This is a genomic window from Arthrobacter sp. Y3223166, assembly GCF_059090935.1.
Genome location: NZ_JBNHGE010000003.1, coordinates 67561 through 79336, shown reverse-complemented (window position 1 = coordinate 79336; position 11776 = coordinate 67561). Strand labels below are relative to the sequence as shown.

Annotated in this window: 11 protein-coding genes; 5 read left to right on the top strand and 6 right to left on the bottom strand. The window is 69.2% G+C overall.

All coding sequences use genetic code 11. From position 1 onward, the window contains the following. Window positions 1-28 precede the first annotated feature (28 nt). On the top strand, window positions 29-1663 hold the full coding sequence (locus tag AC5RUH_RS03000; RefSeq protein ID WP_494074491.1) for an amidohydrolase: 1635 nt from the start codon (window positions 29-31) through the stop codon (window positions 1661-1663). Between the two features lie 507 nt (window positions 1664-2170). Further along, window positions 2171-2902, top strand: a complete 732-nt coding sequence (locus AC5RUH_RS02995) for a polyprenol monophosphomannose synthase (protein WP_493999728.1) — start codon at window positions 2171-2173, stop codon at window positions 2900-2902. A gap of 89 nt (window positions 2903-2991) precedes the next feature. On the opposite strand, the gene AC5RUH_RS02990 is transcribed toward AC5RUH_RS02995, so the two are convergent. From AC5RUH_RS02990 to AC5RUH_RS02980, 3 genes are all read right to left on the bottom strand, one after another. After that, a complete protein-coding gene (locus AC5RUH_RS02990) occupies window positions 2992-3339 on the bottom strand; it encodes an RNA polymerase-binding protein RbpA (RefSeq protein ID WP_493978444.1) in 348 nt (115 codons plus the stop codon). Between the two features lie 271 nt (window positions 3340-3610). Then, entirely contained in the window at window positions 3611-4546 is a 936-nt protein-coding gene (locus AC5RUH_RS02985) for an SPFH domain-containing protein (RefSeq protein WP_494013994.1), read from the bottom strand. A 60-nt stretch (window positions 4547-4606) separates the two neighbouring features. Beyond that, entirely contained in the window at window positions 4607-5080 is a 474-nt protein-coding gene (locus tag AC5RUH_RS02980) for an NfeD family protein (protein ID WP_493999730.1), read from the bottom strand. A gap of 267 nt (window positions 5081-5347) precedes the next feature. Between AC5RUH_RS02980 and yczE the strand changes: the two genes are divergently transcribed. Then, the gene (gene yczE / locus AC5RUH_RS02975; protein WP_493999731.1) at window positions 5348-5995 is read left to right on the top strand and encodes a membrane protein YczE; all 648 of its coding nucleotides are present in this window, start codon (window positions 5348-5350) and stop codon (window positions 5993-5995) included. Between the two features lie 24 nt (window positions 5996-6019). Here yczE and AC5RUH_RS02970 read toward each other — a convergent pair whose 3' ends face one another. Next, a complete protein-coding gene (locus AC5RUH_RS02970; protein WP_494074490.1) occupies window positions 6020-6922 on the bottom strand; it encodes a methyltransferase domain-containing protein in 903 nt (300 codons plus the stop codon). A gap of 74 nt (window positions 6923-6996) precedes the next feature. Between AC5RUH_RS02970 and AC5RUH_RS02965 the strand changes: the two genes are divergently transcribed. Beyond that, complete coding sequence (locus AC5RUH_RS02965) at window positions 6997-9069, top strand: S9 family peptidase (protein WP_494074489.1); 2073 nt, start codon at window positions 6997-6999, stop codon at window positions 9067-9069. 25 nt (window positions 9070-9094) lie between these two features. On the opposite strand, the gene AC5RUH_RS02960 is transcribed toward AC5RUH_RS02965, so the two are convergent. Together AC5RUH_RS02960 and AC5RUH_RS02955 are read right to left on the bottom strand one after the other, a co-directional pair. Next, entirely contained in the window at window positions 9095-9727 is a 633-nt protein-coding gene (locus tag AC5RUH_RS02960; RefSeq protein ID WP_494074488.1) for a peptide deformylase, read from the bottom strand. 91 nt (window positions 9728-9818) lie between these two features. Continuing rightward, window positions 9819-10721, bottom strand: coding sequence for a putative periplasmic lipoprotein (locus tag AC5RUH_RS02955; RefSeq protein WP_494074487.1), 903 nt, complete (start codon window positions 10719-10721; stop codon window positions 9819-9821). A 61-nt stretch (window positions 10722-10782) separates the two neighbouring features. On the opposite strand from AC5RUH_RS02955, the gene AC5RUH_RS02950 reads away from it, so the two are divergent. Further along, complete coding sequence (locus tag AC5RUH_RS02950; protein ID WP_494074486.1) at window positions 10783-11724, top strand: 5'-3' exonuclease; 942 nt, start codon at window positions 10783-10785, stop codon at window positions 11722-11724. Window positions 11725-11776: the final 52 nt, after the last annotated feature.

The window sequence follows — 11776 nt, the reverse complement described above, 5'->3', positions numbered from 1 at the left end:
GCGCACACCACCTTCTGAAAGGATTTCCATGAGCGAATCTGTCCTGCCCGCTGCCACGGGCCTTACGCTGTACCGCAACGGCAGCGTCTACAGCGCCGCCGACCCGTACGCCACGGCGATGCTCGTCGACGGCGGCACCGTGGCCTGGATCGGGTCGGAGCACGCCGCGACGTCCATTGCCGACGGCAGCATGCGGGTGGTCGACCTCGATGGACGCCTGGTGGCGCCCGGTTTCGTGGACGCGCACGCCCACGTGACGCAGACGGGGCTCGCCCTGTCCTCGCTCGACCTGACCGGCTGCGCGTCGCTGGTGGAACTGCTCGACGCCGTCGCCGCCGCTTCCCGGCAGGACGGCGGCCCCGTCCTGGGCCACGGTTGGGACGAAACCCGCTGGCCCGAGAACCGCGCCCCCTCCGCCGCCGAACTGGATCGCGCGTCGGGCGGGGCGGATGTCTTCCTGACGCGGGTGGATGTCCATTCCGCGGCCGTCTCGGCCGCGCTGGCGACCCGCCTGTCGCTCTCGGAGTTGCCCGGCTGGTCGGAGACCGGGACGGCCAGCGGGCCGGCCCTTGCACGGGCCCGGGCCGCGGTCCAGATCCCTGCATCCGGCCGGCGCGAAGAGCTCCAGCGTCTGGCCCTGCGGCACGCTGCGTCCCGCGGGTACGTCGCCGTCACGGAAATGGCTGCCCCGCAGCTGGGTCCCGCCGAGGACCTGCTGGCGCTGCTCGAACTCGGCGATGCCGAGCCCGGGCCGAGGATCCTGCCGTATTGGGGGGAGCTGATGACCTCCGCCGAACAGGTCAAGGAAACGGTGCACTACTTCTCCGGCCGCCTGCGGGGGCTGGGCGGGGACCTGACCATGGACGGGTCCGTCGGATCGCATTCGGCGGCCGTCAGTGCGGGCTACGCCGACCTCCCGGGGGAGCACGGGACGCTCTATCTCGACACCGAGGCTGCTGCGCGGCATGTGGAACTGACAGCGGAGCAGGGCATCCAGGCGGGTTTCCACGTGATTGGCGATGCCGGGTTGCTGCGGGTGCTTGACGCCCTGGACCTGGCCGCCGAACGCGTCGGGGACGCGGCGGTACGGTCGGCCCGCCCGCGCCTTGAACATGTGGAAATGGTCCCCGAGGGGGCGCTGGAGCGGATGCTCCGGCACGGGGTGACCGCCAGCATGCAGCCGCTCTTCGACGCCTATTGGGGCGGGGCGGAAGGCATGTATGCCACGCGGCTGGGCGCCGAGTCTGCACTCGCCATGAACGCGGTGGGAACGTTGCAGACTGCGGGCGTTCCGGTCGCGATCGGGTCCGACGCCCCGGTCACGGAACAAAGCCCGTGGGCCGCCGTGAAGGCGTGCCTGGAGCACCATAACCGGTCCGAGCAGATCTCCGCCCGGGCGGCGTTCCTGGCGCACACCAGGGCCGGTTGGCGGGCCGCGGGCGAACGGAACCCCATGGAGGGCCAGCTGGCTCCGGGTACTCCCGCGACGTTCGCCGTCTGGGACGCGGACGAACTTTCCATCCAGACTCCCGACTCGCGGGTGTCCGCTTGGAGCACCGATGCGCGTGCGGGCACGCCGATGCTGCCCTCCCTGGACAGTGGCAGGTTGCCGGTGTGTGTCCGCACGGTGATGAATGGAGTAACCATTTATGACGGCTCCTGAGGTAGTTCCGTTTTCGGCGGTCGCGGAAAAATCTGAACGATTTGTTTGATTTCGAGAACTTTCGACCGCCGGGAGCCCCGCTCTGACGTGCAGGTATGGACAAAACCGCAGGTCAGAGCGGTATTGACACATCCCGCACAACCAGTAGGCTGAACTCTCAATGGGCCGGTATTTCTTCGCGGATACCGGTCCGTGCCGGGGAGAGAGGCTGCTGGCGGCACCTGCCTGCGGGCGGTTGCGCCCGACGTCCCTTGACGAACCGGCACTTCCGGGGTAGGTCCGCACGTCAGTAGAAAACATGTCTGCGTTCCCCCACAGGTTTGCTTTCGTGGCCCGAAGGCGTGTGGACCTACCCTTCCTTTCACCTTCAGGCCGCGCGGCCGGGCGTGCCCGCCGGCCTCCGGTACAAACTCATGGCCTATACTGGACCGTCGATGCGGAAGCCTCCGGGTATCTCCGGCACGAGGAAATCTGCGGTTTGCAGCACAACGTTCGAAAGGCCACTGAGTGCGGGTCGTCACCATCATCCCGACGTATAACGAGATCGAGTCCCTCCCGAAGACAGTAGCCCGCCTTCGCACCGCCGTACCCGGCTCGGACATCCTGGTGGTCGACGACAATTCCCCGGATGGCACCGGAACCTTGGCCGATCGGCTGGCGGCCGATGACTCCGCCATCCATGTCCTCCACCGCGAAGGGAAAGCGGGGCTGGGCGCCGCCTACATCGCCGGCTTTCGCTGGGGGCTTGACGCCGGGTACGACGTCCTGGTGGAGATGGACGCCGACGGCTCACACCAGCCCGAGGAACTGACCAGGTTACTGGGCGCACTCGATGGCGGCGCGGACATGGTCAAGGGCTCGCGGTGGATTCCGGGCGGGAAGGTCGTCAACTGGCCACTCCACCGCAAGGCCATCTCGTTGGCCGGCAGCCTGTACTCCCGGCTCATGCTCGGCGTGGCTATCCGGGACATCACCGGCGGCTTCAACGCTTTCAAGGCCGGGACCCTGCGCGCCATCGATCTCGACAGCGTGGAATCGGTTGGTTACTGCTTCCAGATCGACCTCACCTGGCAGACGCTGAAGGCAGGATTGGCGGTCCGTGAAGTGCCGATCACCTTCGTCGAACGCGAATACGGCGACTCGAAAATGAGCGGCGGCATCGTGCTGGAGTCCATCCTGCTGGTCACCAAGTGGGGGATCGCGGACAAGTGGCGGAGACTCCGCGCCCGCAAAGGCTGACCGCGACCGCACACAACCCCACGGCACAAAGAGAGGGAGCGCGCCCCGGCGGGCGCGCTCCCTCTCTTTAAGGACGGGGCTGTCAGGCCTTAAGCCGTGCGCCGTTCCCCGCGGCGTTCGCGCAGCTTGGTCAGGCGGTCCTCGAGGATCTGTTCGAGCTCCTCAACGCTGCGGCGTTCCAGCAGCATGTCCCAGTGGGTGCGCACCGGCTTGGCATTCGGGTCGACGGGCTTTTCTCCGTTGACCAGGAGTGCTTCTTTCCCCGACTTGGAAACCCATACCGGGGGGATCTCGGCTTCTGCGGCAAAGGTCACGAACACCTGCTCGCCGTCCTCGCAACGGTACTCAACGCGCTGGCGCGGAGCCGGTTCAACACCGGATTCAGTCTCCATGCTCTGCGCTCCGAGGCGCATACCCCGCAGGCTACGATCGCTCATGATCTCTCCCTCTTGTCTTGTGGCGGACAGGCGGCTGGACCGCGTCCGCGATGGCTCGCTAACACTCTCAACGTCGGCGGGCGGCCGTCTGTTCCCGGCCGCGATGATAACGCGAATCCCGCCTGCGTCAAGGATGGTTGTAGGCGGCAACTTCCCGGCAAACCACCCATTATAGTCCGGGCGGCGGTCCCGGGTAAACCGAAGCCGGGGCGCGGAGCATCCGACCGGCTGACGCTCCGGGCTCCCGGCCCCGTGCCTGTTTTCTGCTGTGTCAGCCGCGCAGCTCGCTGCCGATTGTTGAGGCGGCCGGGGCTGTCTCGCTGTCCGGGGTGGCCGTTCCCAGCAGGCTGCCGATGCCCTTGAGCGCCTCGCCCACCTCGCTGGGGATGATCCAGAGCTTGTTCGACTCGCCTTCGGCGATCTTGGGCAGCGTCTGCAGGTACTGGTAGGCCAGCAGCTTCTGTGTGGGGTTGCCCTTGTGGATGGCGTCGAACACCTTCTGGATTGCCTGGGCCTCGCCGTCGGCACGCAGGATCGCTGCCTTGGCGTCGCCTTCGGCGGCGAGGATGGCCGCCTGGCGCTGGCCTTCGGCCGTCAGGATCTGGGACTGTTTGGTGCCTTCAGCCGTCAGGATGGCCGCCCGGCGGTCGCGCTCGGCCCGCATCTGCTTTTCCATGGAGTCCTGGATGGAGTGGGGCGGGTCAATCGCCTTGAGTTCCACGCGGGAGACGCGGATGCCCCAGCGCCCGGTCGCCTCGTCCAGGACGCCGCGGAGCTGGCCGTTGATCTGGTCGCGTGAGGTGAGCGCCTCTTCCAGGTTCAGGCCGCCCACCACGTTGCGGAGCGTGGTGGTGGTCAATTGCTCCACTGCCTGGATGTAGTTGGCGATCTCATAGGTCGCGGCGCGGGCATCGGTCACCTGGAAGTAGACGACGGTGTCGATGGAGACCACCAGGTTGTCTTCGGTGATGACCGGCTGCGGGGGAAAGGACACGACCTGTTCGCGCAGATCCAGCAGCGGCAGCAGCCGGTCCACGAAGGGGATCAGGATGGTCAACCCGGGGTTCAGCGTGCGCTGGTACTTGCCCAGCCGTTCCACGACGCCCGCCCGTGCCTGCGGGATGATCCGCACGGCGCGGACGAGCACGATTACGACGAAGACGATCAGGACCAGCAGCACGATCCAGATTCCGATATTGCTATCCATAGTTCCCCTCTAAGAGTGGTTTCAGTGGGTCACGGTGCCGGCACGATGCCCGCCCGGGTCTTACTGGGCCGGCAGCGGCCCGTCCGCGCGCTGCGGAGTCACGACGGCGGTCGCCCCCTCGATCCGGGCGACCGAAACGCGCTGGCCGGCCGGGATGGGCGAGCCGTCCGCCGACCGGGCCGACCACGTATCGCCGCCGATCTTCACGACGCCGGAATGATCGGTGACGGATTCGAGGGTCATCGCCGATTCGCCGATCAGCCGGTCAACGTTGGTAGCCAGGTCCCGCGGTCCGCTGCGCAGATGCCGCAGCGCTACCGGTCGGACGAAAAGGACCATCAGCAACGCGACCACGCAGAAGATGACCACCTGCATCCAGAAGGGCAGGCCGAGCAGTGCCGCGAACAGGGCCACGAGCGCCCCGGAGGACATCATGATGAAGAACAGGTCCAGCGTCATCATTTCGACGATGGCCAGGATCAGGAACACGGCCAGCCAGAGGACCCAGCTGTTGGCGACGAGCCATTCGATCATCAGTACCCCCTGATGTTGGAGCAGCCGCCGTCTCCCGAGCCTGCCTCTTGCACGCATGCATGAAACCGCGGGCTGCCGGTGCCCTTAGTACCTCCATCATGCCCGACGACGACGCGCGGCGGAGTGAAATCCGTCACTTCCGGACGCTACGAGGCGTTTCGTGGCCAAGTTGTGACCAGATAGGCCGTCCCGCGGGCCTGGGTGCGTTGCCGGATAGGATGATCCAGTGCTGAACACCGCGCCCTGCCGCGCACCCCGGAACCGGCCATGCGAACCCTGCTGACCAGCAATCGGCTGTCCCTGCGGACGCTGCGGCTGCTGGCCGGCCTCTTCGCCTACGGGATCGCCATCGCGCTGATGATCAGGGCCAATCTTGGCTCGGCCCCCTGGGATGTGCTCAGCCAGGGCGTCGCCAAGGCCACGGGCATCAGTTTCGGCTGGGCCACGGTGGCGATCAGCGCGGCCGTGCTGCTGTTGTGGATCCCGCTGCGGCAAAAGCCGGGCGCGGGAACGGTCGCGAACGCCATCCTCGTGGGGTTTTTCGCCGACTTCGGGCTGCTGCTCATCCCGGTTTGGGATCACCTGGCCGCGCAGGTCCTCTCGTTCACGGCCGGACTGGTCCTGCTGGCGGCGGCCAGCGCGCTGTATATCGGGGCAGGCCTCGGACCCGGACCCAGGGACGGCTTGATGACCGGCCTGCACGCCGCGACCGGTTGGCAGGTCTGGATAGTCCGCACCGGCATTGAAGCAGCGGCAACCCTCGCCGGGTGGCTGCTCGGCGGCGTCGTGGGCCTCGGCACCCTGGTGTTCGTCCTGGCCATCGGACCCTTGATCCAGCTGTTCCTGAAGTGGATGTTCGTCGACCTGAATCCGGGCGTCCGGAAGAAATCCCCCGCCAGGCCCGGCCGCGGCTAGGGGGCGCTCGGACACCGGCGGCGGCTAACCGGCGGGGCGGACGGGCTCCCCGTCGCGGCCGCGGCGCCGGTACGTGCTCACGGTGAAACGCGCGGTAACCTGCAGCGGCCGTCCGGCATCCCCGACGGCCGCACGCACCGCGTCGGCGTCGGTGTGGTGGGCGTTGGGCCCCATCATGACCAGCCGCACGATGTCCTCGGCGCCCAACTGAAGCGGCACCTGCAGCGGATCGGCGGCCAGTTCTTCGAAGTCGCCGCCCAGGGCCGCCCCCAGCCGGTCGGCCTTATCGGTGTCGACGGCCAGCAGCGGGACCACGTCACGCAGCTCGTCCAAATGCCCCGGCGCAGCGGTGGCGACCACCAGGTGCCCGTTCGGTTTCAGCACACGGGCGAATTCGGCCGGGTTACGGGGCGCAAAAACGTTGAGGATCAGGTCCACGGTCCCGGCCGCCAGCGGCAGCGGCTTCCAGAGGTCCCAGACCAGGCACAAGGCGTCCGGCAGCATCCGGGCCGCGCGCCGGAGGGCGAACTTGGACAGGTCCAGCGCCACGGCCCGCCCGTCGCCCAGCCCCATGAGGACGGCCGCGAGGTAGTAGCCGGTACCGGCGCCGGCATCCAGCACCACGGGAGCGGGGGAGCCGGGCTGAAGGGCGCGGACCGTCCGGGACAGCTGGTCCGCCAGGGGTGCGTAGTGGCCGGCGGCCAGGAACGCCTCCCGGGCGGACACCATGTCGGCCGTGTCCGGGGTGAACCGGGTGCCGCGCCCGGTGAGCATATTGACGTAACCCTGCCGGGCGCCGTCGTACTGGTGGCCCTCCGCGCAGCGCAGCCCCTGGGCCGGGGTGGGCCCGGCGGCCAGCAGTCCTTCCCCGCAGACCGGGCAGAGCAGCAGCGGGATCAGGTCCTGGAAGTGCGGGGCGGAGGGCATGCTCCATCCTAGGCAAAGCCGGACCACGATCCGCCGATTGGCTCCGGCCTGCTGGTGAGACTAGGCTCACAGTCGTGCGATCTGAAGACATTGCTTTATTAAATTCCGTGTCCGCCCCCACGCTCCATCCGGACGGCGGCCGGGCCGCGGTTTCGGCCACGCATCCCGACTTCGCGTCGGACAGCTACGTGGGGCAACTGTGGGAAGTCCCGCTGGACGACGGCGGCGGTGCGCCCCGCCGCCTCACGCGCGGCTTTAGGGACACCGCACCCGCCTACTCGCCCGACGGGCTCTGCCTGGCGTTCCTGCGCGCGGCCGGACCGGGGGAACGGGCGCAACTGATGGTGGTGGACAGTCGGGGCGGGGAGCCGGTCGCGGTCACGGACGAGAAACTGGGGGTCTCCTCGTTCGTCTGGTCCCCGGACTCACGCCGCCTGGTCTTCGCGGCCCGGGTCCCCGCGGACGGGCGCTACGGCACGATGGACGGCGTTGGCCCCGGCGCCGAGGATGCCCGGCTGGTCACCGGCTACAAGTACCGCCTGAACGGGGTCGGCTACACCGGCGACAAGCGGGCCCAGCTGTTCGCGGTGGACGCACCGGATCTGCAGGCCGAACCGCCGGTCGCCCCGGTGGGCCGCGCCGCCCGGCGGGCGGGCCGGGACGGCGAAGCCGCTTTCACCGCCGTGCCCGAAGCGCGCCGGCTGACGTTCGCGGACGCCGACCATGACTGCCCGGCTTTCAGCCCGGACGGCCGCACGCTCTACTTCACCGCCGCCCTCCACGAGGGAGCCGACGAGGACCTGCGCCGGGACGTGTACGCGCTGGAGCCCGACGCTGCCGGCGGCAGCCCGTGGCTGATGTCCAACCTTTCCGGCCCGCTCCTGGCCGCCGCGTCGCCGCAGCCCAGCGCCGACGGCCGTTGGCTGTTCTACCTCGGCAGCCTCATCGGCGGCGGGAGGGACTTCGTCGCGCAGAATGCCGCGCTGTACGCGGCTCCGGTCTCCGCCCCCCACGAGGTGCGCCGCCTGACCGATCCGGAGGGGACGGACCTGGGCGAAGGCACGCTGGTGGCGGCCGGCCCGGATGCGGTGCTGGCCCTGAACCGGCAGCGCGGCGCCGTGCAGCTGGTGGAGGTCTCGGCAACCGGCGGCATGGCGGTCCTGGTCGACGGGCCGCTGAACGCAGCGGCGGCCGACCGGGCGGCGGGCCACACCGTCGTCAGTTTCTCCGACGCGTCGACCGCCGGTGATCTGGGGCTCGTGGCCGGCGGCGGGCTCACCCGGCTGACCGACTTCTCCGCGGAGCTGCGGGACTCGGGCCTCATTGCGCCGCGGGAAGAGACTTTTGCTTCGGCCGACGGATACCCGGTGCACGGCTGGGTGCTGCTGCCCGAGGGCCGGGGGCCGCATCCCGTGCTGCTGAACATCCACGGCGGGCCGTTCGCGCAGTACGGCTGGGAGGTTTTCGACGAGGCACAGGTCTATGCCCGGGCCGGCTACGCCGTCGTCATGTGCAACCCGCGCGGTTCCGCGGGCTACGGGCAGGCGCACGGGCGCGCCGTCAAGGGTGCCTTGGGAACCCTCGCCATGGCCGATGTCCTGGCGTTCCTGGAGGGTTCCGTCGCCAAATACCCGCAGCTGGACGGTACGCGGCAGGGCATCATGGGCGGATCCTACGGCGGCTACCTGACCGCCTGGACGGTGTCCCGGGACCACCGGTTCACCGCCGCGATCGTGGAGCGGGGTTACCTGGACCCGCCGTCATTCGCCGGCTCCTCGGACATCGGCTGGTTCTTCTCCGACGAATACACCGGCACGGATCCCGAGCAGGTGCACAGCCAGAACCCGTTCGCCCTGCTGGATTCCGTCCGGACGCCGGTGTTCGTCATCCACTCCGAAGACGACCTGCGCTGCCCGCTGGAACAGGCCCAGCGCTACTACGTGGGCCTCAAGCAGCGCGGCGTGCCCACGCAATTGCTGATCTTCCCCGGGGAGAACCATGAGCTGTCCCGTACCGGTACGCCGTGGCACCGGAAGCAGCGCTTCGACGAAATCCTGCGCTGGTGGGCGGCCCACCTTCCCACGGCGCAGAACAACGACGGCGGACGGGCGGCAGCCGCCGAACCGGATCCCGCAGCCCGGGCGTAGCACGGCGGCTGGGCCGTTGCGGGGCCTAGAAGGCCAGGCCGGCGCGTGCCAGGTCAATCGTCGGCTGCGCCCAGTGCCGGGTGTACTCGTCATTGCCGCTCAAAGACCGGGGCTGCATCTTGTCCACGTAGATCGTGCCCGAGAGGTGGTCCGTTTCGTGCTGCACGATTCGGGCCTGCCAACCCGAGAAGGTCTCGCGCACGCGGACGCCGTCGGGCCGCTCGAAGTCGAGGTCGACGCTGCGGGGGCGTTCCACCACCGCCTGGTAGCCCGCGAAGGACAGGCACCCCTCGTAAAATGCGGCTGTCTCGTCGCCGCGGGCGCGGTAGGACGGATTGATGATGGCGAAGTAGGGGAGCGGGGCCCGTTCCCGGGTGGCGGCCACCTCGGGCGCCGTTGGGAAGGCATCCTCGAGGACCGCGATGCGCAGCGGGATGCCGATCTGCGGCGCCGCCAGTCCGACGCCGGGCGCCGCGTGCATGGTCCGGCGCAGGAGTGCGAGCAGGGCGTTCAGTTCCGCGTCGTCCAATTGCCCGTCGAACGTCGCGGCAGGCTGCCTCAGCACGGGCTCGCCGACCTGCAGGATGGGCGCAGGGTCGCCGGAGGCGACCAGCGAATGAACGAGATCGCGCAGGCGTTCCGCAGGGTAGTCAGTCACAGCTGTCAGTGTAGGGGCGCCAGCCCTTGCTGCGCTGCTGGCCGCTCCGTCCCATCCTGCCCCGCTAGCCGCTCCGGTCGATCCTGCGCCGCTAGCCGCTCCGGTCCGCGGAGGAGCAGGCGTCGGCGATAAACCGGTATACCTCGCGGGTGAAATCCCGTCCGCCGTCCAGCCGCAGCACGCCCGCTCCGCCCGCCGTCCTGATCGTTGCCGGAATCTTGGTGCCCAGCTTGTCTTCGGCCAGCGCATGGGGATCGCAGCGGGTCGGCACGACATGCAGGGCCAGCCGCGACGCCGGATCCGTCCCGGCCACCCGGATGTTTTTGGGCCACGGGTGTTCGGCGTCTTCGCTGAGCAAGGTGGTGGTCCCGAAGGATTCGATCACCAGCGAGCCCTTCCCGCCGGACGGCCGGACCTCGACTCCGACGACGGCAGCGCGGCTCCCGGCCAGCACCTGAAGCCCGGGGTTGACCCGAAGCCCGGCCACCGAAGCCGCCGCCTGGGCCAGGCAGTCCCCGGTGTGGTTGCGCGCGAGGACACCGTGCGGATCCCTGGCAGGGACCTCCACCGTGCCCGGCGCGGGGCCCTCGCCGTCAAGGGTCACGGTTATCCGATACTCCGCCGCAGTCGGGGACGGACCGGCGGAGCACCGGGCGGCCGGCAGGTCGGCCGGCAGGCTCACCGTCGCACCGGGGGCCACCTTGGTCCCGCCGGTGCGCGTTGGCTTCCAGTCGGCGGCGTCGTCGTAAAGCGGGGAATGCAGCGCCGCGGAGGTGACGAGCAGGGGCTGCGCGGAGGTGTTGGTGATCATGAGGCTGACCACCCGGTCCGTGTAGTCCGCCCGGCTCTGGTCCACGGCAGCAGTGATCACGTTCCGGGCACTCGGGGAAGCAGGGGAGAGGCTCCCGGGAGCGCCCGAACATGCGGCCAGCAGGGCCGCCGTCATCGGCAGCGCCACCAAGCCGCTGCGGTACCGCAGGGGACCGGGAGCCATGCCACTAAGGTAGTACCAACTCCCGTGGACGTGCTCCTCACCGGCAGCGAAAGGGCAACCTGTGGCCGAACGATTGATGCTCCTCGACACCGCGTCGCTGTACTTCCGGGCCTTCCACGCCCTGCCGGACACGATCAAGGCCAAGGACGGCACCCCCGTGAACGCCGTGCGCGGGCTGCTCGACATCATGGCCCGGCTGATCGCCGACTACCGGCCCACCCGGCTGGTGGCCTGCTGGGACAACGACTGGCGCCCCGCCTGGCGGGTTGAGCTGCTCCCCACCTACAAGGGCCACCGCGTGGCCCGGCGCGTGCCCGACGGTCTCGATATCGAGGAGACACCGGCGGGCCTGGTCGAGCAACTGCCCCTGATCCGCGAGGTGCTCGACGCGCTCAATGTCGCCGTCGTTGGCGCGGACCATCATGAGGCCGACGACGTCATCGGCAGTCTCGCGGCCCAGGCCGATGTGCCGGTGGATATCGTCACAGGGGACCGGGACCTCTTCCAGCTGGTGGACGACGACCGCGGTGTGCGGGTGATCTACACGGCGCGGGGCATGAGCAACCTCGAGGTGATGACCGATGTGTCGGTGGTGCGCAAGTACAGCGTGCTGCCCAGTCAGTACGCGGACTTCGCCACGTTGCGCGGGGACACGTCCGACGGCCTGCCCGGAGTTGCGGGCATCGGCGACAAGACGGCGGCCGGGCTGCTGAAGGACTACGGCAGCCTCGGCGGGATCGTTGCGGCGGCAGCGGATCCCACGGCTGCCATGGCGGCACGTATGCGGGCCAGGATCACGGAGGCCGCCGATTACCTCGACGTCGCGCCGACCGTTGTCGGCGTCGTCCGCGACCTGGAGCTCGGGACGTTCGATGCCGCCCTCCGGCCGCTGCGCCCCGAAGAGGCAGAGCGGCTTGAGCAGCTCGCGAAGGACCTGAACCTGGGCGGACCGTCCCGCCGCATCCGCCAAGCACTCGAAGCGGTCGGCGAGGCCGCGGAGTAACGACCGGCCGCGCGGCGGACCAAAAATCCGGAGCGGGTTCCGGGCTAGTCCA